This is a genomic window from Pseudomonas sp. B21-009, from assembly GCF_024749345.1.
Taxonomy (GTDB): domain Bacteria; phylum Pseudomonadota; class Gammaproteobacteria; order Pseudomonadales; family Pseudomonadaceae; genus Aquipseudomonas.
The window spans coordinates 2,554,841-2,578,410 of record NZ_CP087199.1; the positions used below are offsets into that span (position 1 = coordinate 2,554,841).

Below are 23,570 nucleotides of genomic sequence, written 5' to 3' on the forward strand. Positions count from 1 at the left end.
AGTTGTGGGAGCGGGCTTGCCCCGCGAAAAGGCCCTCAACTAGCTTGCAGTTCAGCACCCTGCTGATACCGCCGATACAACGCCGCATAATCGCCACCCTTGGCCAGCAACTGCTGATGCGGCCCTTGCTCGACCAGCTTGCCCTCGCGAATCAGCACGATGCGGTCGGCATCGCGAATGGTCGCCAGGCGGTGGGCGATGATGATCGCCGTGCGCCCCTCGCACAGGCGCCGAAGCGCCCGCTGGATGCGCCGCTCGGTGTGCACATCGACCGCCGAGGTGGCCTCGTCGAGCACCAGCACCGCCGGGTCCGCCAGGTAGGCGCGCACCAGGCACACCAGCTGGCGCTGGCCCTGGCTGAGGTGGCTGCCCAGCGGCCCGACCTGGGTGTCATAGCGATGCGCCAGGCGCTCCAGCACCTCGTCTGCCCCCAACTCGCGCACCGCGTCAATCAGCGTGTCGTCATCGGCATGCGGCGCGGCCAGGCGCAGGTTGTCGAGGATGCTACCGTTGAACAGCACGTTGTCCTGCAGCACCACGCCAACATGGCGGCGCAACTGTTGCTGGCTGAGCTGGCGAATATCGACGCCATCGAGGGTCACCGCGCCGTGATCAACTTCGTAGAAGCGTGTGAGCAACTGCACCAGGGTGCTCTTGCCATGCCCGGACGGGCCGACAATCGCCAGCACCTCACCGGCATTGATGCGCAGGTCGAGGCCGTCGATCACCGGCCGGGTGGGTTGCGGCAAATAGGCAAAGCGCACCTGCTGAAAATGCACCTCGCCGCGTGCCGCGGGCAAGTCCACCGGGGCAACCGGGTCGACAATCTGCGGCGCGGTGTCGAGCAACAGGTAGATCCGCTGGGCCGAGGCGGAACCGGTGGCATAGCGTTCGAACAGGTCGGTCAGTTCTTGCAAGGGGCCCAGGAACAGCATCACGTAGAACAGGCTTTCGCCGACCTGGCCGACCGTGACCGTGCCCTTGGCCAGGCTGTAGCCGCCGACCAGCACCAGCACCGCCATGCCGGCGGCGCTGAGCAGCGCGGTAAAGGGCGCGAACCAGCCCGAGCGCAGGCTGCCGATGATCAGCGCTTCGTTGAAGTCGTGCAGCAGTTGTTTGTAACGCTTAAGGTTCGGCGCCTGCTGGCCGGTCTGCTGTAGCAGGCGCACGCCGCTGACGCTCTCGACCAGGTGCGCGGTGAAGCGGCTGCGCTGTTCGGCGACCTTGGCCCAGTTGCGCTGGGCGATGCGCTTGAACGCCCAGGTCGCCGCCAGCAGCAGCGGCACGCTGCCGATCAGGCTGAAGAAGAACAGCGGCTCGATCAGCCACAGCATCACCGCCGCCAGGCTGCAGCGCAGCAGGGCGCCGAGCAGTTCCGGCGGGCCCTGGATCAGCAGCGGCTCCAGGGCATCGACATCGCGGTCGGCGCGGGAAATGATACGCCCGGCGCGGGTGCGGTCGAAGTAACCGACGCTCAAGGCCTGGACGTGGGCAAACACCCGCACCCGCAATTGGTTGAGCACCTGGATCGCCGCGCTGCCGGCGATATACTGCGATACCCCGGCCAGCACAAAGCGCCCCAGCCAACTGGCCGCCAGGCCCAGCCCCAGCCACAGCACCAGCGGTTGCTCGAGCAGCCAGCGATTGCCGTCGTGGATCAGACCGCGGTCGAGCAGTTCACGAACGAACCAGGGTCGCAGGAACACGGTAAACACCAGCAGCAGCTCCAGGCCGATGACCCAGGCGATCTGTTTGCGCACCGGCCGCAACAACGGCAGCAGGCGCTGGAACATGCTGCGGTCGAGGGCTTTTTTTGCCAGTAGCTCTTCGATTTCGATATCGCTCAGGGCGTTGCCCGGCAGTGGCTTAGCCATGGTCGATCCCCAGCAGGTCACGGTAGGTCGGGTTGCGCTGCAGCAGTTGCGCGTGGGTGCCGCTGTCGGCGATGGCGCCGTGGTCGAGCAGCAGCACGCGGTCGGCGCGTTGCACGGTGGAAACTTTGCTGGCGATCAGCAGCAGGGTGGTGGCGCTTGCCTGCTGGCGCAGGTTGTCCAGCACCCGGCCCTCGCTCAGCGCATCCAGGGCGCTGGTGGCATCGTCCAGGCAGAGAATGGCCGGCGCCGCGAGCAAGGCGCGGGCCAGGCACAAGCGCTGGCGCTGGCCGCCGGAGAGGGTCACGCCGCGATCGCCGAGCGGGCTGTCGAGGCCTGCGGGCAGGCGTTCAAGGATGTCGTCGGCAGCAGCCTGGTGCAGGGCCTGGAGCAGTTGCGGGTCGCTGGCGTCGGGCGCACTCAGGCGCAGGTTGGCGGCCAGGCTATCGGCAAACAGAAAACTCTCCTGGGGCAGCACATGCACGCGCCGGCGCAGGTCGCGCAGCTCCAGGTCGCGAATGTCCTGCCAGCCGGATTGTGCGTTGCCGAGCAGCACACGGCCCTGGGCAACATCGCTCAGGCGTGGCAACAGGCTGGCCAGCAGGCTCTTGCCGGTGCCGGTAGCGCCGACCAGGGCGACGGTTTCACCGGGGGCCAGTTCGAACGAGCAGTGACGCAGGATCGCCTGGCCACCGCCAGGGGCGGCGACACTGACGTCTTCAAGTCTCAGCCCCAGCGGCCCCTCGGGCAGGCGCTGACTGCCGCCGACAATCGCCGCCGGCGCATCCAGCAACTGCCAGATCCGCCCGGCCGAGGCGCGGGCGTCGGCGAAGGTCTGCATCACCCGGCCGATGCCTTCGATGCGAAACACCAGGGTGGTGGCGATCAGCAGTGATGTCACCAGTTCGCCAATGCCGATCCGGCCGGCGGCGACCAATTGCGCGCCCACCACCAGTATCCACACATGCCCCAGCGCCACCACCGCCTGCGGCAGTGGAATCCGCGAACTGGCGTAGGCCAGGGCCTGGCGTGCCAGGCTGCTGAACTGCAGGACCTGACGCTCGAAGCCGTCGATGCGCTGGGCCTGCAGGCCGAACGACTTGATCACCCGCACCGCGCCAATGCCTTCAGCGAGGTCCTGATTGACCCGGTCGTAGGCGGCGCCGACCGCGCGGTCGAGGCTGACCAGGCGCTCGGTCTGGACTACGAATATCCACACGCCGATCACCGTCAGCAGCAGCGGCCCGAACGCCAGCCACGGGTGGTACCAGGCCAGCAGGCCGACGGTGGCGAGTATCACCAGCGGCGTTTCGACCAGCTGGCGCCAGAAGCTCACCAGTGCATCGCGGACTTTGTCGGCATCGCGGGTGGTGCGGGTGACCATCTCGCCCATGCCGTGCTGCCAGTGATAACCCAGGTGCAGGCGCAGCACCTGCTCCAGCAGGCGCTCGCGCAGGCGTGTGAGCAGCGCCTGGCCAAGGATCAGCGAGCCGATGGCGGCGGCGTACTGCAACAGCGCGCGGCCCAGGGCCACGCCGAGGATCAGCCAGAACCAGCCCCAGGCGCGCTGACCGTCGAGGCTGCCATCGGCCAGGCTCTGCACCGCCTTGCCGGCGCTGACCTCGTTGAGGGCGTGGCCGATCAGCCATTGCTGCCAGACCAGGCCAAGGTTGATGGAAACGAACAGCCCGGCGACCAGGGCGAAACGCCAGGGCATTTCACCGTAGATCGCCAGGCTGCGCAGCAGCGGGTGTCGAGGGCTCATGAAGGACTCGCGGCAGGAGGAAAGTGTGTGCTCAGCGGCTGGCGCCGGCCTTTTGCTTGGCATTGAGGATGGCGGTGTATTCGCCGGGGTCGATGCCGTTGAGGTAGTAGTTGCCGACGTGGTGCAGGCGCCAGCGGATCGGGTCGTGGGTGGTGTGCACCCGGGCGTTGCGCCAGAAACGGTCGAGGTTCCACTTGCTCAAGGATGAGCTGGCGCCGAGCAGCGAGAAGATGTCGCTGGAGATCTTCAGCGCAGCGCCATCGGAATGGGCGCGGGCGCTGGCCACCGAAAGGATCAGCTCGTCTTGCAGGGCCTTGTTGTCCGGGTCCTGCTCGTGGGCGTCGAAGGTTCGCGCGGCGTCGCGCAGCAGTGATTCGGCGGCGCGCAGGGCCACCGCGTACTCGCCGATCTGGCGAATGATGTGCGGCTCGTCGCTGGCCCGTTCCACCTCGCTCTCGACCCACGGCCGGGCGTGCTGGTTGAGGTAGTCGATGCCGGCCTGCAGGGCGCCGGCGGCGATACCGGTGTCGATGGCGGCGTGAAGGATCTGCGGGAAGGTCAGGCCGGTGCGCTTCATCGGGCCCTGGCGGCGCAGCACGTAGCGCTCGTCCAGCTCGATGTTGTCGAAGATTACCGTGCCGCTGACCGAGTTGTTCTGGCCGAAGGCGTCCCAGTCATCGACCAGGGTCAGGCCGGGCGTGTCGCGCTGCAGCAGCACGCCGGCGCCGCCGTCATCGCTGGCGGCGGTCAGCGAGATCCACTCGGCCAAGTAGGCGCCGGTGGAGTAGAACTTGCTGCCGTTGAGGATCAGCTTGCCATCGGCGCGGCGCTCGACCCGGGTCTTGAGGGCGAACTTGTTCTTGCCGCCGACCTCGGCCAGGGCATTGCCCAGGCGCTTGCCGGCCAGTACATCGGCGATCAGCCGGTCGCGCACGGCATCCGGGTAGCCGCTGAGCACGCCGCGCAGCATCACGTTGTGAATCTGCAGCAACTGGCCGACGCCGCCGTCGGCGCGGGAGATGATCCGCACGGTCTCGACGATGGTCTCGACCGACGCGCCCAGGCCGCCGAGCGCTGTCGGTACGCCGATGGCGGTGATGCCGCTGTCGGACAGCAACTGCGCCTGGCGCCGGGGCAGTTCGCGGTTGAGCAACGGGTCGGCGGCGAGGGCGGCGATTTGCTCGGCAATTTCATGGGCCGCGGCGATGGCCTGGGCGGGGCTGTGCAGGCGACGGGGCAGGGTACTCACGATAGGGCTTCCTTGAATGAACAGGTACCCAGGGCCTTGAGCAGGTTCTGTGCCAGTGGCGGCAAAGCCCCGTGGGGCAGGGCTTGCGGCGGTTTTGCCGGTGCCGGGTGTTGCTGGGGAAGCAGTAAGCCGGTGATTGTTGCTCTGGCAGCAGCAGGCTTGCGGCCCGACTGCTGGCAGATCAGCAGTCGCGCCTTGCGGCAAGGGGCAAAGCCCAATGAAATCAGGGCTTTGCCGAGTTGGCACGGGCGCTGCAATAGCTCAGGCAAAGGCCACCTGGCCGATTCGATCCGCTTGATGGAGCATGCCCATGACAATCGCCGCCACCTTGCCACTGCTCAGCGCAACCACGCTTGAGCAACTCTGGTTCACCCGCTGCCCGGTGCCGACCGCTTCCGGCATCGCCTACACCCTGGGCTGGCTCACCGAAGAATTCGCCGCCGACGGCCTGCCGGTAGAAACCCTGCAGGAAGCCCGGCAACTGGGGCATCACCACTACGATCACCAACTGCCCGGGCTGTTTCGCGAGGGCGGTAACGTGCCGGCGTTGGCCGCCCGCGCCGCCGGTGCACCGAGCCGGCTGATCGGCCTGACCTGGATCGAGGAATGGCAGACCATCCTGGTGCGCCCGGATTCGGGCATTCGCAGCGCCGCCGACCTCAAGGGCAAGCGCCTGGCGCTACCGGCCTGGGGCGCCAACCGCCCCGGCAGCATCGCCCGGGCCATGAGCCTGCACGGCTACAAGGGCGCGCTGAGCCTGGCCGGGCTGAGCTTCGATGATGTCCAGCTGGTGGAGGTGGCGCTGCAGTCCCAGGACGATGCACCGACCCCGCAGCAGGGCCTGCAACGCCTGTGGTCGGGCCTGGATTACCTGGTGCGCGGCGAGGTCGATGCGGTCTACGTCAAGGGCGCTGCCGCCGCCGATGCCGCCCGGCGCCTGGGCCTGGTGGTGGGCATTGACCTGGACCAGATCACAGACCCACGCTTGCGCATCAACAACGGCACGCCACGGCCGATCACCGTGCACCAGAGCCTGCTCGACGATCACTTCGAGCTGGTGGTGCGCTTTCTTGCCCAGACCCTGCGCGCCGCCGACTGGGCCCGCGACAACCGCGACGGCCTGCTGCGCATCCTCCAGGACGAAACCCGCGCCGGTGCCGAAGGCGTCGATCAAGCCTACCGCGGCGACTTTCATACCACCCTGGCCCCGGACCTTTCGGCCGAACGCCTGGCGTACCTCGACATCCAGAAAACCTTCCTCAACCTGCACGGCTTTCTCGAAGCCGATTTTGCCCTGGCCGACTGGGTCGACCCGCGTCCACTGCAAGCCGCCCAGCAACTGCTGGCTGAACGCCGCGCCCGCGCTTAAAGGAGCATTGCCATGACCGTACTGACCACCGAGCACCTGATCGACGCCGAGCTGCAAACCTTCATCGAGCAGGTGCTCGACGAGGCCGGGCAGGCCTTCACCGTGTTCCGCGAAACCAACACCATCACCGCCAACGGCACCGTCGGCTTTATCGAACGGGTACCGGGGCGCGAGCTGCTGGTGTCGGTCAACTACCCGGGGCCGTGGGAGTACCGCAAACCGCTGCAGGCCACGGTCAGCGACCTGGCCGGCAACCTGGTGCATGGCCAGGGCAAGGGTGGCCTGGGCCGTTACGCCAAACTGTTCCGCGAGCAGGCGCAGATCACCACGGTGTCGCATGTGCACTCGCCGTACCTCGGCGCCTGGGCCCAGACCCAGCGCACCTTGCCGTTCAACTACGTGCCGGTGCAGCGCTTCCAGCTGGCCCGCGAGCTGCCGACCTACATCGACCGGCGCCAGGACGAGGTCGATTTCATCCTCGAACGCCTGGCCGAGAACCCCTTCACCCCGGCCATCCTTGAAGCCAACGGTGGCGCCACGGTGTGGGGCCAGCAGGGTCTGCGCGCCACTGCCGAGTTCATCGTGCTGCTGGAGGAGGGCGCGCAACTGCAACTGCTGGCCGAAGCCATCGGCGGCTCGCGGCCCTTCGGCCCGGGCGTGCTCACCCAGCAATGGAAGATGAGCAGGCTGATCGACAAGGCCAGCGAGCTGGGCCTGATTCCCGCCACCGACCGCATTCGCGCCTGAGGAAAGACCATGGCAGTGAAAATTCTCTGGTACCTGACCAGCCCCGATGGCCCCTATCCGTGGGAAGCCCAGGGGCGCTGGAAAACCGATTTCGCCCACCTCAAGCAACTGGCGGTGGCCAGCGATCGCCTGGGTTACTACGGCTCGCTGCTGGGTTCAAGCCCCAACGAAAGCCTGGCAGTGGCCGCCGCGCTGATCGACGCCACCGAGCGCCTGCGTTTTCTGGTGGCCCAGCATCCGGGCGAGCTGTCGCCGGCGGTGCTGGCCAAGTGGGCGCTGACTTTTGACGAGTTCTCCAACGGCCGCCTGTTGTTCAACGTGGTCAACGGCAGCGACGCCGGCCTGGCCACCCTCGGCGTGCATTACCCGCACGACGAGCGCTACCAGTTCAGCCTGGAATACTGGCGCGCGTTCCAGAGTATTTATACCGGCGAAACCGCAGGCTTTGACGGTCAGTACGTCAAGCTGGCGCCGCGCCCGGCTGCGGCGGCACGTCACCCGCTGGGCGGCTGGCACCCGCCAAAACGCGCCAGCGTACCGCTGTGGGGCGCCGGCACCTCGGGCCCGGGCGTGGCTCATTCGGTGCAACTGCTGGACGTTTACTTGAGTTTTGCCGACACCCCGCCAAAGCTTGGCGACAAGTTCCGCCGGGTAGCGGCAGAGGCGGCGAAGATCGGCCGCGAACTGAGCTTTGGCACGCGCCTGCAGATCATCGTGCGCGAAACCGAGGAAGAGGCCTGGGCCCACGCCGAAAAACTGCTGCAGCAGACCTCGCTGGCCACCGCCCGCGCCGCCATCGAACGCCAGTTGCCGCCAGGGCAGAGCCTGGAGACCTTCAGCAGTGACAACCCGCAGATCCAGCGCAATGTGCAGAGCATTCGCGACGGCCGCCTGCCCACCGCGCGGGAGCTTGAGATCTATCCCAACGTCTGGACCGGCCCGAGCCTGTTCGGTTTCAACATTCTCGGCCCGGCGGCCGGTACCTACCTGGTCGGCAGCGCCGAGCAGGTGGCCGAACGGATTCGCGAGTACGAGGCCCAGGGCACCTCGGCGTTCATCCTCTCGGGCTTCCCGCTGATTGATGAAGCCCACCGGGTCGCCGACCTGCTGTTCCCCTTGCTCGACCTGGACCACGGTTTCGACATTGCGCACCTGAGTGCGCGCACGGTTGCCGAACCGGCTTAAGGAGTTGCCCATGCCAAACGAATTTTCCCGCCGGGTGTTTCTCGGCAACAGCCTGGCCGTCGGTGGCGGCCTGTTGCTCGGCTCCAGTTTGCTCACAGGTTGCGGCGCCGGCGAGCCGGCGGTGGTCGGCGCCATCAGCCGGCCCACCCAGCCGGTGCGTGGCGGGCGCTTGCGGGTTGGCATCATCGACGGCGACCAGGCCGGCAATCTTGATGCCCACAAGCCGTCTGGCGGCGGGATCATTCGCGGCTGGGCGTTGTACAGCAAGTTCTGGGAGTGGAACGACGACGTCAGCACGCGCCTGGGCCTGGCCGAGTTCGCCGAGCCCAACGCCGATGCCAGCGCCTGGACCATCCGCATCAAGCCGGGCCTGGAGTTCCACCATGGCAAGAGCATCACTGCCGACGACATGCTGTTTTCGATCCTGCGCCTGACCGACCCGAAACTGGCCTCGCCGTTTGCCGGGCTGGTCGGTGCCATCGACCGCCAGGCCTTGCGCAAGCTCGATGAGCGTACCATCGAGATCCGCTTCAAGCAGGGCCGCAGCTTCTTCCCGCTGGACGAAACCCTGATTGCCTTCGGCGCTATCGTGCCGACCGATTACGATCCGCTAAGCAACCCGGTGGGGGCGGGGCCGTACCGGCTGAAAAGCTTCGTGCCAGGCCAGCGCGCGCTGTTCACCCGCTTCGAGAATTACTACAAACCCAACCAGCCCTACGCTGACGAGCTGGAGATCATCGAATTCAAGGACCAGGTGTCGCGGGTCGCCGCCCTGCGCGCCGGGCAGATCGACGTCGCCAGCGGTGTGCAGGCCGAGGACAGCGCCCTGATCAAGGCCGACCCACGCTTGCAACTGGTGGTCTCGCCCACCACCTCGTTCAGCGGCTTCAACCTCAACACCGCCAAGGCGCCGTTCCAGGACGAGCGGGTGCGTCAGGCCTTTCGCCTGCTGGCCGATCGGCAGGAGTTGATCGGCCGTGGTCTGAATGGTTTCGGGCGCATCGCCAACGACCTGTATTCGCCGCAAGACCCGACCTATAACCACGCCATCGCCCAGCGCGGCTATGACCTCGACCAGGCCCGCTCGCTGCTGCGCCAGGCCGGTGCCACCGACCTGCGCGTCGAGCTGACCACCACCGCCAACGAAGTCAACGCCGCGCTGGTGTTCGCTCAACAGGCGAAGAAGGCCGGGGTCCAGGTCAAGGTCACACCCGTGGACAGCTCGGTGTTCAACGGCCCGCAGAAAGAGCAGTGGCTGATGTCGCCAGGCTCCACGCCTGCCCGTGGCTTCCTGGCCACCGGCCTGCACAACGACGCGCCGCTGGCGATCTACAACCGCAGCAATTTTCGCGATGGGCGTTTCTCCGAGCTGTTCACCCAGGCCCTCGGCCAGCCCGACCTTGAGCGGCGCAAGCAACTGGTGCACGAGGCCCAGAGCATCCAGCACCAACGCGGCGGCTTGCTGATCTGGGGCTTTACCGACGTGCTCGATGCCGCCTCCAGCAAGGTCGGCGGCTTGCACGGCGAACAGACCACCTTCGCCTCCTGGCGCTTTGACAGCCTGTGGTTGAACCATGCCTGAACCGTGCGCACGAACTTCCCGACTGCCTGCCTGGCTGCCCTGGTTCATCGGCCGCCTGGGCTACGGCCTGCTTACCGCCTGGGTTATCAGCCTGGTGGTGTTCATCGCCACCCAGGCATTGCCGTCGGACCCGGCGCGGGTCATCCTCGGCCCCGAGGCGCCGCTGCAAAGCGTGCTGACCCTGCGCGAGCAACTGGGCCTGAACCGGCCGATCCTGGTGCAGTATTTCAGCTGGCTTGGCCAGGTGATGCGCGGTGACCTGGGCATCTCGCTGGACTCCAGCCAGCCGGTGGCCTCGATCATTTTCAGCCGCTTCGGCAATACCCTGGCGCTGCTGGCCGGCGTGCTGGTGCTGGTGGTGCCGCTGGCCCTGGGCATCGGCGTCAGCCTGGCTTTGCGCCGCGACAGCCGCCTGGACCGTTTTGGCCTGTCGGCGCTGATCTTCCTTAAAGCCACGCCGGGGTTCTTGCTGGCCATCGGTCTGGTGCTGCTGTTCTCCATGCCCCAGGTCAACCTGCTGCCGGCGGTGTCGATCCTCGACCCGGACAAGGCCCTGTGGCAGCAGCTTGAGTACCTGCTGCTGCCGATCTTCGCGTTGAGCCTGTCGTCGCTGCCGTACCTGGCGCGCATGGTCCGCGCCTCGATGATCGAAGCGCTGGAGTCAGACTACGTCAGCGCGGCGCGCCTGCGCGGCATCGCCGAATGGCGCATCGTCTGGCGCCACACCTTGCCCAATGCCCTGGTGCCGGCGATCCAGGGCGTGGCCCTGACCCTGCGCACCTTGATCGGCGGCGCCTTGCTCGCCGAGGTGATCTTCAGCTACCCGGGCATCGGCACCCAGCTCAACAGCGCGATCCAGATGCGCGACCTGCCGCTGGTGCAGGGCGTGGTGCTGGTGATCACCCTCGGGGTGGTGCTGATCAACCTGGTGGCCGACCTGCTCACCGTGCTGCTGACCCCAAAACTGCGCACCGCCCGCCGTGCCACCCTGATCCAGCGCAACCGCCGTGGTATCCAGAGTTGGTGGCGGCGCCCGGCAGCCAAAGCCCCTTGAGAGGAATCGCCCATGTTCAATTCACGCTGGTGGCGTGAGCCGCAGATTCGCCGCGGCGCCCTGGTGACCCTGGCCATTGTCCTCCTGGCGCTGTTCGGGCCGTGGCTGGCGCCCCATGCGCCCACCGACATGGTCGGCGGGGTGTACGGCACGCCGGCAACGGATGCGCCGCTGGGCCATGATTTTCTTGGCCATGACGTGCTGTCGCGGTTGCTCAACGGCGGTCTGTCGATTTTGTGGATGTCGCTGGCGGCAGCGGCGATTGCTTTGGTCGTCGGCACCGTACTGGGTCTGCTGGCCGGTCTGTCGCGCCAGCGCCTGGACCAGGCGATCACCTGGCTTGCGGATGTCTGGCTGGCGTTCCCCGACCTGATCCTGGTGCTGTTGATCGTCTCGATGCTCGGCCGCGCGCCGTGGCTGATCGTGCTCACCGTGGCCATTGCCTTTACCCCCGGGGTGATCCGCCTGGCCCGGGGTAGTGCGGTAGCGGTGGCCAGCCAGGAGTTCGTCGAGGCGGCGCAGATGATGGGCTTTTCGCGCACGCGCATCCTTGTGCGCGAGATCCTGCCCAACGTGCTCACGCCGTTGCTGGTGCACTTTGGCAACATGCTCACCTGGGGCATCGGCATGCTCTCGGGCCTCAGTTACCTGGGGTACGGCGTGGCGCCGCCGGCGGCCGACTGGGGCCTGATGATCAATGAAAACCAGGCTGGCCTGCTGGTTCAGCCCTGGGCGGTATTGGCCCCGGCGCTGCTGATCGGGGTGTTCGCCTACGGCACCAACATCTTCGCCGAAGGCATTGCCCGGCACAGCGCGGGAGAGCGCCGATGAATTCCTATGCGCCATCGCCGGTCATGCCCGCTCCCACAGTGGCACGAGCGGGCTTGACCCGCGAAAAGCCGGCCTTGCGGGTGCAAAACCTGCGGGTTGAACTCAACACAAGCGCCGACATCATCGACCACATCAACTTCAGCCTGGCCCCCGGTGAAATCCTCGGCCTGGTCGGTGAGTCCGGCTCGGGCAAGACCACCCTGGCCACCGCCTTGCTGGCCCACGCCCGGCGCGGTGCACGGATTGCCACCGGGCAGATCGCGGTCGCCGACGTCAGCCTCCTTGAGCTGCGCGGCGAAGCCCTGCGCCAGGCCCGTGGCGGGCTGATCGGCTACGTCGCCCAGGACCCGGCGCAGGCCCTCAACCCGGCGCTGCGCATCGGCCGCTTGTTGCTGGAAACCCTGCACGCCCACGAACCGCAATTGGCAAAGGAGGCGCAGCAACAGCGCCTGCAGCAGACCCTGATAGACGTCGGCCTGCCGGGCGACGCCGAGTTCCTGCGGCGCTTCCCTCATCAGTTGTCTGGCGGCCAGCAACAGCGGGTGATGCTCGCCCTGGCCTTCGTGTTGCGTCCACGGCTGATCGTCCTCGACGAGCCGACCACGGCGCTGGACGTCAGCACCCAGGCGCACATCCTGCAAACCCTGCGCCGGCTGTGCAAGGAGCAGGGTGTGGCGGCGGTGTACGTGTCCCACGACCTGGCGGTGATCAAGGACCTGGTCGACCGGGTGATGGTCATGTACGCCGGGCGCATCGTCGAAGTCGCCAGCCGCGAACGGCTGTTCGCCCGCCCCAGCCACCCTTACACCCTGGGCTTGCTGGCGGCGATTCCAGACGTTGCCCGCCAGCACCCGCTGCAAGCAATTCCCGGCCATGCCCCGGCGCCGGGCCAGCGTGCCCATGGCTGCGCGTTTGCGCCGCGCTGCCCACGGCGAACGGCTGCCTGTGAACAGGCCGAGCCGGGCTTGCAAACCCTCGAGGCGCAGCAACAGGTCGCTTGCCTGCATCCGCAGCTTGAGGCACCAGCACCGATCGCGGCGCTACAGGTTCGGGCGATTCGCGCCGATCAGGCACCGCTGCTGGCGATCAGCAATCTGAACCTCAGCTACGACCGCCAGGTGCTGTTCGACCTGGCCCTCGACGTGCAGGCAGGCGAATGCCTGGCGGTGGTCGGCGAGTCTGGCTCGGGCAAGACCAGCCTGGCCCGCACCCTGGCAGGCCTTGGCGACAACGCCAGCGGTGAGCTGCGTTTCGACGGCCAGCCGTTGAGCCTGCTGGCCCGGCAGCGGCCCAGCGCCAGCCGACATCGCATCCAGTATGTTTTTCAGAACCCGTACCGCGCCCTGAACCCCCGGCAGACCGTGGCCCAGTGCCTGCAGGCTCCGCTGGAGCACTTCTTCAAACTCAAGGGCCAGGCCTGCCGGGCGCGTATCGAGGCGGCGCTGCAGCGGGTGGCCTTACCCGCCTCGGTGGCTGACAAGTACCCCCATCACCTCTCCGGTGGCGAGCGCCAGCGGGTGGCGATTGCCCGCGCGCTAGTGTGCGAACCGAGTGTGCTGATCTGCGATGAAGTGACCTCGGCGCTGGACGTTTCGGTGCAGGCGGCGATCCTGGCGTTGCTCAAGCAACTGCAAGGCGAAGGCATGACCCTGGTGTTCGTCACCCACGACCTGGGGGTGGTGCGGGCGATTGCCGATCGGGTGGTGGTGATCCAGCAGGGGCGCATCGTTGAGCAGGGCCCGGTGGATCAGGTGCTGGACAGGCCGGCAGACCGCTACACCCAGAGCCTGCTGGCCCATACGCCACGCCTGGCGGCGGTCTAGCGGCTGCGCCAGGGCGCGCCGTGGGCAAAGCGCGCCTCGATCCACTGCTTGAAGGCGAGGGTCGCGGCGCTGTTGTAGCGGGCGCCGGGGCGCACCAGGTAAATGCCGGCGTCGGCATCCAGCTGCCAGTCGGGCAGCACCCGCAGCAGGCGGCCGCTGTCGAGGTCGTGCTGCATCAGCCAGTCGCCGCCGGCAAGGATGCCAACCCCGGCCCGGGCGGCGGTCAGCAGCGCTTCGTTGTCGTTGCTGACCAGCGAGCCGCGCACTTTAACCGTGTGTTGCTGGCCCAGACCGGCCAGGCGCCACTCCGGGTACGAACGCAGGCCGGTAAAACCCAGGCAGTTATGCCCGGCGAGGTCGGCCGGGGTTTGCGGCTGGCCGTGCTGTTGCAGGTAGGCTGGCGCTGCGCAGAGGATACGCCGGTGCTCACAGAGCTTGCGCGCCACCAGGCGGCTGTCGGCCAGCTCGCCAATGCGGATCGCCGCATCGAAGCCTTCGGCGACGATATCGACAAAACGTTCGGCGTATTCGGTCTCAAGCTGCACCTGGGGAAACGCCAGGGCAAACTCGGCAAGCATCGGGCTCAGCCACAGCCGGCCCATGGACGAGGGCAGGGCGATGCGCAGGCGCCCGCGAACCTGGGTCGCACCTTCGGCGGCTTCGCGCTCGGCCTCGCTGATCAGGCTGGCGGCCTGGCGCAGGCGCTCGACCAGGCGTGCGCCTTCGTCGGTGAAGCGCAACTGGCGGGTGGTGCGCTCGACCAGGCGAATGCCTAAGCGCTGTTCCAGGGCCCCGAGGCGCTTGGACAGCACCGACGGGTGGCGCTGCAGCGTGCGCCCGGCAGCGGCAAACGAGCCGTGCTCGAACAGCGCCAGGAGGGTGGCAAGCTCATCGGCCTGGCGACTGTCGAACGGGTCCATCGCGGTTACCTCGGTAGGTCAGGGCGTGAGGATGATTGCGCCCTGTGAGCGTCCTTGTTGCAGGTCGTCATGGGCCAGTGCGGCGTCGGCCAGGGCATAGCGCTGCCAGATCTGCGCGCGAATGATACCTGCCGCCAGCGCTGCCAGCACCTCCCCGGCGCGCTGCTGGTACTCGCCAGCGCTTGCCGTGTGCGCCGCCAGCGAGGGCCGGGTGATGAACAACGAGCCCTTGGCGTTGAGGGTGCTCAGCTCGATGGCTGGCGGCGCTCCCGAGGCCATGCCGCAGGACACCAGCAAGCCGCGCGGGCGCAGGCTGTCCAGCGAGGCCTCGAACGACAGCCGGCCAATCGGGTCGTAGACCACGTCGAGTTTGCGCCCTTGAGTGATATCCAGCACCTGCGCAGCGAGGGTCGCGGCGTCGAACACCAGCACCTGATCACAGCCGGCGGCACGGGCGCGGGCGACACTTTCCGGCTTGGAGACCACGCCAATCACAAATGCGCCCAGGTGCTTGGCCCAAGGCACCAGCAACTGCCCCAGGGCCCCGGCGGCGCCGTAGATCATCAGCCGCGTGCCGGGCCCGACCGGGTAGGTGCTGTGAAGCAGGTAATGGGCGGTGATGCCCTTGAACAGCACGGCGGCGGCCTGCTCCAGGCCAAGATCATCGGGCAGTTTCACCAGCCGCTCGGCGGGGTACAGCCGGGCGCTGGCATAGGCGCCCAAGGGGCCGGTGGCGTAGCCGACGCGCTCGCCGACAGCCAAGCCGCTGACGCCGGCGCCGATTGCCGCTACCGTTCCGGCGCCCTCAAGGCCCAGCCCGCAGGGCAGGGCGATGGGCACATCGCCCTTGCGCTGGCTGACGTCCAGCGGGTTGACGCCGATCGCCGCCTGTTCAAGCCAGACCTCGCCGGGGCCGGGGGCTTGCGCGCTGGTTTGTTCGAGGTGCAGAACACTTGGTGCGCCCGTCTGCTGGAGGCGGATGTGCATGACCATGGTTGAGAGTCCTGAGACACAGTTAAGGTGCGTTCAAGGGTATTTTTTCAACCAGGGTCCAGCAATCGGCTTGCATGCAGTTGATTGCTGCAGCCAGTGCACGAGTCTGAGTGTTTGAACCTGCTTATGCCAGCAAAGGCCGTAATACGCCCGCTACGATGGTGTCGTTGAGGTACTCGACGATGCCGTGGCGGTTATCGCTGCCGTTGCTGGCGTTGCTGTGGTTTTGCACCGCAGGTGCTCCACTGAAGCGCGCGGCGGGAATTTCGTAGAGCGCCACCACATCGCGTTTGTCACGAATGTTGACCCAGCTGGGTACGCCATCCGGGGCCTTGCGCGGCGAACCGTTGGAGGGCAGCCGGCTCAGGATGGCTTCAATGCCCAGGGGCGAGCCGAGGGTCACCAGGCCCTTGATGTTGCTGCGTGCAGGCCGGTTCATCAGCAGGTTATAGGCAATGATGGTGCCCAGAGAGTGAGCTACCACGATGCACGGATCGTTTTCTGGAAGCTGGGCATCGACCAATGTGTTGACCGCGTCACGGATGGTTTTTTTGGTCAGGTAGTACCACACATCGCGGGTGAACAGCTCGACCGAAGTCGCGCCGACACCGGGCAACTGATCGAGCAGGCGCAGGGCTGCCAGCACGCCGCGCCAGTTCTGAACACCTTTCTCAAGCATCTCGCCATTGGCCTCGGCGTTGATCTGTTCCTTGCTGATACCTTGCTGCTTGGCGATGTCGTAAATGACCTGGCGCATGAACTCTTCTTCCTCGCCACCCGGGGCCGCGGCGTCGGCGCCTTTGTCGGTGAGTACCTGAAAGTCTTTCTGCGCTCTGCGGTAGGTTTCGTCGAACAACAGATCACCGTAGTAAGGGAAGGCCACATCGACCACGCCAGGGTAGGGCGAACCGATGCCTTCAAAACCTTTGATCAAGGCATTGGTCCAGGTGTTTTGCAGGGTGAGCGGGTTTTTGCCTTGTTGCGACCGGCCATGGATGAACACGACTTTCATGACAACTCTCCTTGTAGAAAAGCTTCGATAAGCGGTTGGGTATCGCGGCGGCGAAAGGTCGACCATTCAGTATTGAGCCGGTATTTACCGGCTTCGAGGATTGCAGGGTGGAGCTTCTGGCTCTTGCCATGGGCTGCCAGCACTGTCCAGCCCAGGCTCATCATCGGGCAGAACGGTGCGATCAGCGGCCGTGCCTTGCGCTTGCCGGGTGCCAGGGCGCCGGCGAGCAAAGCCACATCGAACGGTACGGGCAAAGGCGGTTGGGACGATGCCTGGTAATCAAGGAAGTAGCTCAGCACCGAACGCACGCCTTGGTCGTTAGCGGCCAGCAGATAGGCGTAGGCGGCGTAGATGCCCAAGGTCGGGTCCAGGCGCTTTTCCTGGCGCAGGACATCGGCGAAGCTCGATGCCTGGGTCGCGGCCAGGGTGCGCAGTTTGGCGCTGCTGGCGAAGGCTGCGGCAAGTGCTTGCAAGTGGTGCAGGTGCAGGCGCCTGCTCGGAGTTTGCGCAAAGGTCTGGGCCAGGGTCCTACCCATCTCGAACGAAACCGACTGCACCAGGCCTTCGTCTACGTGGACTGTGCCTATGTAGCCGGGCATGACCGGTAAGATGATCAGGGTGTCGTCGCTGAACGTGACGATGACTGACTGCGCCTGAGCAGACGGCGCCAGGCTGATGATGCTCTGCTGGTCATCGGTTTGCACATCGGGCGCCGCTTGGCCGGGGGCCACCAGGACGCTGATGGCCTGGCTGCCGATGATGCGCAATCCGCTTTCGGCCGGGCTCTGGGGGAGTGCTGTGTAGCGCTGCAGGTTGCGCCGGTAGGCTTCGTCGAGGCCGGCTTGTTCAAGCAATGTGGTGCTGATGTACGCCTCGGGTTCCTTGAGAAAGCTGCTGGCCACCTGTTGTATCGCCTGGTTTCGGCTGGTGACCCTGAGGTTTGCTGGAAACAGCTCGGGAAGCGGCAAGATCTGGATTTGCTCAAAGTAGGGTGCTCCGGCTTCAGCGGGCAGGCCGTAGTCCAGCGGCCCGGGGCCAGGCAGCGGGGGAGGGCTGGCAAAGACTAGCGGCGGGCTGGCATAGCCGAGGAACAGCGGTTGGCGCGCCTGGACAATGATGTCCGGCGTTTGCTCGAAGCGCGGTGTTTGCTGCTGGGCGCGGGTCGGCACCTGGTTGTACAGGTAGTCTTCCAGAAGCCAGGTGGGAATGATCGGCACGCTGGAGCTCGGCCAGGTCTCGCAAATTTCTGTTGGTGGGCTTTGCAGCGCTTCGAGCAGGACCTTGGTAAAGAATCCTTCGCCTTTGTACTCCTTGGCGGTTTGTGACGGTTCGGTGGCGTAGAAGATATCGACCTTGCCGGGCTTGATGCCGACCACCGCACCGCGTTTCACCGCCGGCCTGCCACTGACCTGGCCCAATGAGCCAAAGGGGTCGACCGCATTGCGACAGGCGTCGGAGATGATCACGACATGGGGTACGCCAATATGGCGGGCGTTGAGCGCCGTTGCAGCAATGTTGATGGCTTCGTCGGGGTAGTCCTTGACGTTCGACAGCAAGACTTGTTCATCGGCGCCGTTCTTGACAATGCCATGCCCGGAGAAATACAGGATCAGCAGGTCGAGCCCGCCGACCGCGAGCAAGTCGCGGGCGGCGGTCTGGATCGCCTTGGCTTCGACCACCTGGTCATTCTGATCGGTCAGTACGCTGATGCTCGGGCTGATGCCGAACTGCTGTTGCTCCTCGAGCCAGCGGGCAAATTGCAGTGCCCCGCTGGCCGCGCCTTTCAACGAATCCAGAATGCCAGTGTGATCCACCCCGACGGCAATCAAACCAACGTTTCGGCTCATGGTCCAGCCCTCGGTCCGCTAGAGGCGTAGTGCTATCAGTATGGGGCGGTTTTTGCGCTTATCCAGTGCTGTGCCGCTGCCGGGCGACGAGGTGCCAGCAGGATTACATCCTCTGGTTCTACGAGCGCACCACGTCGCATCGCAAGCGGCTGCGTCAGGAGTAGCCGCTGTTGTAGGCATGGTCTGATGCCCGGGTTTAAACGCGCGGCAAGCACACAGCGCTAAACCGGTGCATGCCGGCTGTTTAAACAAACCCCTCCAGCGCGCCATCTTGGCCCGCTATGTGCTTTGCCTCAGCTATCGATTACTGATCGATTGGTCAAACCTGCAAGTCGCTGGATTCGCTTGAGCGCGTAGGTTGTTTCTTGCAAATGCGTCTGTCGCCGAGTTGGGGCAGCGTTTACTGGAACCTGAGGCATGTCGCTCCCCGCAACCCCCGACCTGGACACCGCAGATGCCGGCTGGCGCGCCGAGCTGCGGCTGCGTTTCGTTCGGGGCGAGAGCAAGACCTGTATTGGTGCGCGGCGCCATTTCGGTCCTCTTTTGGTGCAGCGGCCGTTCTATCCCGAAGGCGCACCGTGCCACGTCTACGTGCTGCATCCGCCGGGTGGCGTGGTCGGCGGCGACAAACTGCTGCTCGATGTGCACCTGGAACCCGGCAGCCATGCGCTGCTGACCATGCCCGGAGCGACCAAGTTCTACCGCAGCGGCGGCCCGACCTCGATCCTCCAGCAGCATTTTTACCTGGCCGAAAACAGCACGCTCGAATGGCTGCCCCAGGGCAACATCTGTTTTGCCGGCGCCCGCGTGCGCCTGGAAAACCGCTTTACCCTGGCGCCTGGCGCGCGCCTGCTGGCCTGGGAAACCCTGTGCCTGGGCCGCCCGGTGATGGCCGAGACCTTCAGTCACGGCGCCGTCGACAGTCGCCTGCACATCGAGCTGGCCGACGACCCGGGCCTGCACGAGCGCCTGCGCATCGACGGCGGGCAGCTCGACAAAGTCGCCGGCTTGCCGCTGCAAGCAACCTTTTGCGCCTATCCGGCCAGCAGCGAACTGCTTGAACAGAGCCGCGCCTTGCTCGAAGACCTGGGCGCCCCGGCCGGCGCGACCCTGCTTGGCCAGTTGCTGGTGGTACGCCTGCTCGATCACGACAACCAACGCCTGCAACTTACCCTGCAGCGGCTCTGGCACGCCTTGCGACCCGTCGTGGTCGGCCTGGCGCCATGCCCGCCGCGGATCTGGGCCACCTGAGAGAACGCCATGGAGCTGACCCCGCGAGAGAAAGACAAACTGCTGCTGTTCACCGCCGCGCTGCTGGCCGAACGGCGCCTGGCCCGTGGCCTGCAGCTCAACTACCCGGAGGCGGTGGCCTTGATCAGCGCCACGGTGATGGAAGGCGCCCGCGACGGGCGCACCGTTGCCGAGCTGATGAACCTCGGCCGCGAGGTGCTGCGCCGTGACCAGGTGATGGCCGGGGTCAGCGAGATGATCGCCGATGTGCAGGTGGAAGCGACCTTTCCCGACGGCACCAAGCTGGTCACCGTCCATGACCCGATTGTCTAGGAGCACAGGATGATTCCCGGAGAAATACAGGTTGCCGACGGCGACATCGAACTCAACGCCGGCCTTGAGGTGATCAGCGTCACCGTCGCCAACCACGGCGACCGGCCGGTGCAGGTCGGCTCGCACTATCACTTTTTCGAGGTCAACAACGCCCTGGTGTTCGAGCGCGAGCCGACCCGAGGTTACCGCCTGGACATCGCCGCTGGCACCGCCGTGCGTTTCGAACCGGGCCAGGCGCGGACCGTCCCGCTGGTACCGTACCGCGGCAAGCGCGAGGTCTACGGCTTTCAGGGCAAGGTCATGGGCAAGCTGGAGAATCAGGCATGAGCCGCATATCGCGCAGGGCCTATGCCGACATGTTCGGCCCGACGGTGGGCGATCGCGTACGCCTGGCCGACACCGAGCTGTGGGTCGAGGTCGAGAAGGACTTCACGATCTATGGCGAGGAGGTCAAGTTCGGCGGCGGCAAGGTCATCCGCGACGGCATGGGCCAGGGCCAGATGCTTGCCGCGCAGGCGCTGGACCTGGTGCTGACCAACGCGCTGATCATCGACCACTGGGGCATCGTCAAGGCCGACATCGGCATCAAGGACGGGCGCATCGTCGGTGTCGGCAAGGCCGGCAACCCCGATGTGCAACCGGGGGTGACCTTGCCCGTCGGGCCGGGCACCGAAGTGATCGCCGCCGAAGGCAAGATCGTCACCGCCGGCGGCATCGACTCGCACATCCACTTCATCTGCCCGCAGCAGGTCGAAGAGGCGCTGACCTCGGGCATTACCACTTTCATTGGCGGCGGCACCGGGCCTGCTACCGGCACCAATGCCACCACCTGCACCTCCGGGCCCTGGTACCTGGCGCGCATGCTCCAGGCCGCCGACCAGCTGCCGATCAATATCGGCCTGCTGGGCAAAGGCAACGCCTCGCGGCCCGAAGCCTTGCGCGAGCAGATCGAAGCCGGCGCCGTGGGCCTCAAGCTGCACGAAGACTGGGGTTCGACCCCGGCGGCCATCGACTGCTGCCTGGGCGTGGCGCAAGAGCACGACGTGCAGGTGGCGATCCATACCGACACCCTCAACGAGTCGGGCTGTATCGAGGACACCCTGGCGGCCATCGGCGATCGCACCATCCATACCTTCCACACCGAAGGCGCCGGCGGTGGCCATGCGCCGGACATCATCCGCGCCGCGGCCTTTGCCAATGTGCTGCCGTCCTCGACCAACCCGACCTTGCCCTACACCCAGAACACCGTCGACGAGCACCTGGACATGCTCATGGTCTGCCACCACCTGGACCCGAGCATTGCCGAGGACGTGGCCTTTGCCGAGTCGCGTATCCGCCGCGAGACGATTGCCGCCGAAGACATCCTCCACGACCTGGGCGCGTTCTCGATGACTTCGTCCGACTCCCAGGCCATGGGCCGGGTCGGCGAAGTGGTGCTGCGCACCTGGCAAGTGGCGCACCAGATGAAACTACGCCGTGGCCCCTTGGCGCCGGATACCGCGCGCAGCGACAACTTCCGGGTCAAGCGCTACATCGCCAAGTACACCATCAACCCGGCGCTGACCCATGGCATCGCCCACGAAGTGGGCTCGGTGGAGGCCGGCAAACTCGCCGACCTGGTGCTCTGGGCGCCGGCGTTCTTCGGCGTCAAGCCTGCGCTGGTGATCAAGGGCGGGATGATCGCCATGGCGCCGATGGGCGATATCAACGGCTCGATCCCGACCCCGCAACCGGTGCACTACCGGCCGATGTTCGGCGCCCTCGGTGCCGCGCGCCACGCCACGCGCATGACCTTCCTGTCGCAGGCGGCGATCGCGCGTGGCGTGCACCGGCAACTGGGGCTGCACAGCCTGATCGGCGAGGCCCGGGGCTGTCGCACAGTGCGCAAGGGCGACATGGTCCATAACGGCCTGTTGCCGATGATCGAGGTCGACTCGCAAACCTACGAGGTGCGCGCCGACGGTGAACTGCTGGTGTGCGAACCGGCCACGGTGTTGCCGATGGCCCAGCGTTATTTTCTGTTTTAAGGAGCGAAGATGATCCTGTTGACCCGTCGCCTGAGCGACGCCGCCACGGTAAGCGGCACCGTCACCCTCACTGTCGATACGCGGATCAAGAGCCGCGTGCGCGTCACCCTCGACGATGGCCGCGAGGCCGGCCTGATGCTCGAACGCGGGCAGTTGCTGCGCGGTGGCGAGCTGCTTGGCCAAGCGCAGGGCGGCGAGGTGATTCGCGTGCTGGCGGCGGCCGAGCAGGTGTCCAGCGTGCGCTGCGCCGATCCGCTGTTGCTGACCCGCGCCGCCTATCACCTGGGCAACCGCCATGTGCCGCTGCAGATCGAGGCCGGCCTGCTGCGCTATCAGCACGACCATGTGCTGGATGAAATGGTCCGTGGCCTGGGCCTTGACGTAACGGTCGAGCAAGCACCGTTCGAGCCTGAAGCCGGGGCCTACCAGAGTGCCCCGCACAGCCATGCCCACAGTGACCACCTGTTCGTTCGCGTCGCTCACCACTGATTGTCGATAAGGAGATTGTCCCATGAAAAAACTCGTCACCCTCGCGTTGCTGCTGGTTGCGCTTCCGGCCTTTGCCCACCCCGGCCATGATGCCAATCCGCTGCAGGATGGTTTGCTGCACCCGCTGACCGGCCTCGATCACTTGCTCATGCTGCTTGGCACCGGGGTGCTCGCGGCGCTGACCGGGCGTACCCTGGCGCTGCCGTTGCTGACCCTCGGGGCGATGTTCGGCGGGGCGCTGATGGGCCATGTGTTCGGCGGTGTGATCGGCATGGAGCAGATGATCATCGGCTCGCTGCTGGTGGCCGCTGCCGCGCTGCTGCTGCCCAGCCGCCAGGTGCTGCTGGCCCTGGCCATGCCGCTGTTTGCCCTGTTCCACGGCTGGGCCCACGGCGTTGAAGCCAGCCCGGGTGCGTTCTGGGTGTTCAGCGCAGGTTTCGTCACGGTCAGTGGCCTGCTGTTGCTGGCAGGCTTTGCCGGGGGTTGCCTGCTGCGTCGGCACACCGGCCTGCAGAAAGTCTTCGGTGGCGGCCTGCTGGCCGGTGCCGCGCTGGTGCTGGCCGGCTGATGAGCAGCAACCTGAAGCTGCTGCGCCTGTTGCAGCTGGCCAGCCCCAGCCTGCCGGTAGGCGGCTTTACCTACTCGCAAGGCCTGGAGTGGGCGGTGGAGGCCGGCTGGGTGCAGGGCGCCGATGGTTTTCGCGCCTGGCAACGCCAGCAGATCGAAGACACCCTGTGCCACCTCGACTGGCCGCTGCTGGCGCGCTTGTACCAGGCTTGCCTGGCGGATGACGCCGAAGCCTTCGCGCGCTGGAGCCGGTTTTTGCTGGCCAACCGCGAAACCGCCGAACTGCGCCTGGAAGAACGCCAGCGCGGCATGGCCCTGACCCGTTTGCTCGACGGCTGGCAACTGGGCCAGGCACCCCAATGGCGCAGTTCGCTTGAGCTCAGCCAACTCGGCGGCATGGCCTGGCTGGGCGTGCACTGGGATATCCCCTTGGCTGACCTGGCCCTCGCGCACGGCTATGCCTGGCTCGAAGGCGCGGTGATGGCCGGGGTCAAGCTGGTGCCGTTCGGCCAGCAAGCAGCGCAGACCCTGTTGCGTGACCTGAGCGAAACCTTGCCCGCTGTGCTGGTAACTGCTCTGGCCCTGGACGATGACCAGCTTGGCGGCGGCCTGCCGCTGCTGGCGATTGCCTCGGCGCGCCACGAAACCCAATACACCCGATTGTTCCGCTCCTGAG

General features: G+C 66.4%; 21 protein-coding genes. 14 read left to right on the forward strand and 7 right to left on the reverse strand.

What is annotated here, in order from left to right; genetic code table 11:
- Window positions 1-35 precede the first annotated feature (35 nt).
- From LOY34_RS11810 to LOY34_RS11820, 3 genes are read right to left on the reverse strand one after another with little or no spacing between them, the layout of a single operon-like run.
- The gene (locus tag LOY34_RS11810) at window positions 36-1,874 is read right to left on the reverse strand and encodes an ABC transporter ATP-binding protein (protein ID WP_195883864.1); all 1,839 of its coding nucleotides are present in this window, start codon (window positions 1,872-1,874) and stop codon (window positions 36-38) included.
- On the reverse strand, window positions 1,867-3,636 hold the full coding sequence (locus LOY34_RS11815; RefSeq protein ID WP_258664861.1) for an ABC transporter ATP-binding protein: 1,770 nt from the start codon (window positions 3,634-3,636) through the stop codon (window positions 1,867-1,869). The genes LOY34_RS11810 and LOY34_RS11815 overlap by 8 nt, the downstream gene beginning before the upstream one ends.
- 31 nt (window positions 3,637-3,667) lie before the next feature.
- Window positions 3,668-4,885: an acyl-CoA dehydrogenase family protein gene (locus LOY34_RS11820; RefSeq protein WP_195883866.1), complete on the reverse strand. Its 1,218-nt coding sequence runs from the start codon at window positions 4,883-4,885 to the stop codon at window positions 3,668-3,670.
- Between the two features lie 310 nt (window positions 4,886-5,195).
- On the opposite strand from LOY34_RS11820, the gene LOY34_RS11825 reads away from it, so the two are divergent.
- Genes LOY34_RS11825 through LOY34_RS11855 form a run of 7 tightly spaced genes read left to right on the forward strand, consistent with a single transcriptional unit; the run spans window position 5,196 to window position 13,476 of the window.
- Complete coding sequence (locus LOY34_RS11825) at window positions 5,196-6,254, forward strand: ABC transporter substrate-binding protein (protein ID WP_195883867.1); 1,059 nt, start codon at window positions 5,196-5,198, stop codon at window positions 6,252-6,254.
- Between the two features lie 12 nt (window positions 6,255-6,266).
- Window positions 6,267-7,001: a class II aldolase/adducin family protein gene (locus LOY34_RS11830; protein ID WP_045198608.1), complete on the forward strand. Its 735-nt coding sequence runs from the start codon at window positions 6,267-6,269 to the stop codon at window positions 6,999-7,001.
- 9 nt (window positions 7,002-7,010) lie between these two features.
- The gene (locus tag LOY34_RS11835) at window positions 7,011-8,186 is read left to right on the forward strand and encodes an LLM class flavin-dependent oxidoreductase (protein ID WP_195883868.1); all 1,176 of its coding nucleotides are present in this window, start codon (window positions 7,011-7,013) and stop codon (window positions 8,184-8,186) included.
- Between the two features lie 10 nt (window positions 8,187-8,196).
- Window positions 8,197-9,768 (forward strand): ABC transporter substrate-binding protein, encoded by a 1,572-nt coding sequence (locus tag LOY34_RS11840; RefSeq protein WP_258664865.1) that lies wholly within the window; start codon window positions 8,197-8,199, stop codon window positions 9,766-9,768.
- The gene (locus LOY34_RS11845; RefSeq protein ID WP_258664868.1) at window positions 9,761-10,822 is read left to right on the forward strand and encodes an ABC transporter permease; all 1,062 of its coding nucleotides are present in this window, start codon (window positions 9,761-9,763) and stop codon (window positions 10,820-10,822) included. Before LOY34_RS11840 ends, LOY34_RS11845 begins: the two co-directional genes overlap by 8 nt.
- 12 nt (window positions 10,823-10,834) lie before the next feature.
- On the forward strand, window positions 10,835-11,653 hold the full coding sequence (locus LOY34_RS11850) for an ABC transporter permease (protein WP_093383553.1): 819 nt from the start codon (window positions 10,835-10,837) through the stop codon (window positions 11,651-11,653).
- A 23-nt stretch (window positions 11,654-11,676) separates the two neighbouring features.
- Window positions 11,677-13,476: an ABC transporter ATP-binding protein gene (locus LOY34_RS11855; RefSeq protein WP_195885992.1), complete on the forward strand. Its 1,800-nt coding sequence runs from the start codon at window positions 11,677-11,679 to the stop codon at window positions 13,474-13,476.
- Here the strand turns inward: LOY34_RS11855 and LOY34_RS11860 are convergent.
- The 4 genes from LOY34_RS11860 to LOY34_RS11875 all read right to left on the reverse strand — a co-directional run bounded on the left by LOY34_RS11860 (window position 13,473) and on the right by LOY34_RS11875 (window position 18,248).
- Window positions 13,473-14,396, reverse strand: a complete 924-nt coding sequence (locus LOY34_RS11860; protein WP_093383544.1) for a LysR family transcriptional regulator — start codon at window positions 14,394-14,396, stop codon at window positions 13,473-13,475. The two genes, LOY34_RS11855 and LOY34_RS11860, sit on opposite strands and share 4 nt — an antisense overlap.
- A gap of 18 nt (window positions 14,397-14,414) precedes the next feature.
- On the reverse strand, window positions 14,415-15,389 hold the full coding sequence (locus LOY34_RS11865; RefSeq protein WP_195883871.1) for a quinone oxidoreductase: 975 nt from the start codon (window positions 15,387-15,389) through the stop codon (window positions 14,415-14,417).
- A 124-nt stretch (window positions 15,390-15,513) separates the two neighbouring features.
- Entirely contained in the window at window positions 15,514-16,401 is an 888-nt protein-coding gene (locus LOY34_RS11870; RefSeq protein ID WP_195883872.1) for an alpha/beta fold hydrolase, read from the reverse strand.
- Window positions 16,398-18,248, reverse strand: a complete 1,851-nt coding sequence (locus LOY34_RS11875) for a caspase family protein (protein ID WP_195883873.1) — start codon at window positions 18,246-18,248, stop codon at window positions 16,398-16,400. Before LOY34_RS11875 ends, LOY34_RS11870 begins: the two co-directional genes overlap by 4 nt.
- A 417-nt stretch (window positions 18,249-18,665) precedes the next feature.
- Between LOY34_RS11875 and LOY34_RS11880 the strand changes: the two genes are divergently transcribed.
- From LOY34_RS11880 to LOY34_RS11910, 7 genes are read left to right on the forward strand one after another with little or no spacing between them, the layout of a single operon-like run.
- Window positions 18,666-19,499, forward strand: coding sequence for an urease accessory protein UreD (locus LOY34_RS11880; RefSeq protein WP_195883874.1), 834 nt, complete (start codon window positions 18,666-18,668; stop codon window positions 19,497-19,499).
- Window positions 19,500-19,508: 9 nt separating this feature from the next.
- Window positions 19,509-19,811, forward strand: coding sequence for an urease subunit gamma (locus LOY34_RS11885; protein ID WP_093383521.1), 303 nt, complete (start codon window positions 19,509-19,511; stop codon window positions 19,809-19,811).
- Window positions 19,812-19,820: 9 nt separating this feature from the next.
- Entirely contained in the window at window positions 19,821-20,138 is a 318-nt protein-coding gene (locus LOY34_RS11890) for an urease subunit beta (RefSeq protein WP_045198635.1), read from the forward strand.
- Complete coding sequence (gene ureC, locus LOY34_RS11895) at window positions 20,135-21,838, forward strand: urease subunit alpha (RefSeq protein ID WP_195883875.1); 1,704 nt, start codon at window positions 20,135-20,137, stop codon at window positions 21,836-21,838. Before LOY34_RS11890 ends, ureC begins: the two co-directional genes overlap by 4 nt.
- Before the next feature lie 9 nt (window positions 21,839-21,847).
- Window positions 21,848-22,327, forward strand: a complete 480-nt coding sequence (gene ureE / locus LOY34_RS11900; protein ID WP_195883876.1) for an urease accessory protein UreE — start codon at window positions 21,848-21,850, stop codon at window positions 22,325-22,327.
- 22 nt (window positions 22,328-22,349) lie between these two features.
- A complete protein-coding gene (locus tag LOY34_RS11905; RefSeq protein WP_093383515.1) occupies window positions 22,350-22,895 on the forward strand; it encodes a HupE/UreJ family protein in 546 nt (181 codons plus the stop codon).
- Window positions 22,895-23,569, forward strand: a complete 675-nt coding sequence (locus LOY34_RS11910; protein WP_195883877.1) for an urease accessory protein UreF — start codon at window positions 22,895-22,897, stop codon at window positions 23,567-23,569. The genes LOY34_RS11905 and LOY34_RS11910 overlap by 1 nt, the downstream gene beginning before the upstream one ends.
- Window position 23,570 lies beyond the last annotated feature (1 nt).

Excerpts from the sequence above, each read along its gene's own strand:
- LOY34_RS11810 (WP_195883864.1), bottom strand. The coding sequence starts at position 1,874 with ATGGCTAAGCCACTGCCGGGCAACGCCCTGAGCGATATCGAAATCGAA.
- LOY34_RS11885 (WP_093383521.1), top strand. The coding sequence starts at position 19,509 with ATGGAGCTGACCCCGCGAGAGAAAGACAAACTGCTGCTGTTCACCGCC.
- LOY34_RS11875 (WP_195883873.1), bottom strand. The coding sequence starts at position 18,248 with ATGAGCCGAAACGTTGGTTTGATTGCCGTCGGGGTGGATCACACTGGC.
- LOY34_RS11830 (WP_045198608.1), top strand. The coding sequence starts at position 6,267 with ATGACCGTACTGACCACCGAGCACCTGATCGACGCCGAGCTGCAAACC.
- LOY34_RS11890 (WP_045198635.1), top strand. The coding sequence starts at position 19,821 with ATGATTCCCGGAGAAATACAGGTTGCCGACGGCGACATCGAACTCAAC.
- LOY34_RS11870 (WP_195883872.1), bottom strand. The coding sequence starts at position 16,401 with ATGAAAGTCGTGTTCATCCATGGCCGGTCGCAACAAGGCAAAAACCCG.
- LOY34_RS11880 (WP_195883874.1), top strand. The coding sequence starts at position 18,666 with ATGTCGCTCCCCGCAACCCCCGACCTGGACACCGCAGATGCCGGCTGG.
- LOY34_RS11865 (WP_195883871.1), bottom strand. The coding sequence starts at position 15,389 with ATGGTCATGCACATCCGCCTCCAGCAGACGGGCGCACCAAGTGTTCTG.
- LOY34_RS11905 (WP_093383515.1), top strand. The coding sequence starts at position 22,350 with ATGAAAAAACTCGTCACCCTCGCGTTGCTGCTGGTTGCGCTTCCGGCC.
- LOY34_RS11855 (WP_195885992.1), top strand. The coding sequence starts at position 11,677 with ATGCCCGCTCCCACAGTGGCACGAGCGGGCTTGACCCGCGAAAAGCCG.
- LOY34_RS11815 (WP_258664861.1), bottom strand. The coding sequence starts at position 3,636 with ATGAGCCCTCGACACCCGCTGCTGCGCAGCCTGGCGATCTACGGTGAA.
- ureE (WP_195883876.1), top strand. The coding sequence starts at position 21,848 with ATGATCCTGTTGACCCGTCGCCTGAGCGACGCCGCCACGGTAAGCGGC.
- LOY34_RS11850 (WP_093383553.1), top strand. The coding sequence starts at position 10,835 with ATGTTCAATTCACGCTGGTGGCGTGAGCCGCAGATTCGCCGCGGCGCC.
- ureC (WP_195883875.1), top strand. The coding sequence starts at position 20,135 with ATGAGCCGCATATCGCGCAGGGCCTATGCCGACATGTTCGGCCCGACG.
- LOY34_RS11845 (WP_258664868.1), top strand. The coding sequence starts at position 9,761 with ATGCCTGAACCGTGCGCACGAACTTCCCGACTGCCTGCCTGGCTGCCC.
- LOY34_RS11840 (WP_258664865.1), top strand. The coding sequence starts at position 8,197 with ATGCCAAACGAATTTTCCCGCCGGGTGTTTCTCGGCAACAGCCTGGCC.
- LOY34_RS11835 (WP_195883868.1), top strand. The coding sequence starts at position 7,011 with ATGGCAGTGAAAATTCTCTGGTACCTGACCAGCCCCGATGGCCCCTAT.
- LOY34_RS11910 (WP_195883877.1), top strand. The coding sequence starts at position 22,895 with ATGAGCAGCAACCTGAAGCTGCTGCGCCTGTTGCAGCTGGCCAGCCCC.
- LOY34_RS11860 (WP_093383544.1), bottom strand. The coding sequence starts at position 14,396 with ATGGACCCGTTCGACAGTCGCCAGGCCGATGAGCTTGCCACCCTCCTG.
- LOY34_RS11825 (WP_195883867.1), top strand. The coding sequence starts at position 5,196 with ATGACAATCGCCGCCACCTTGCCACTGCTCAGCGCAACCACGCTTGAG.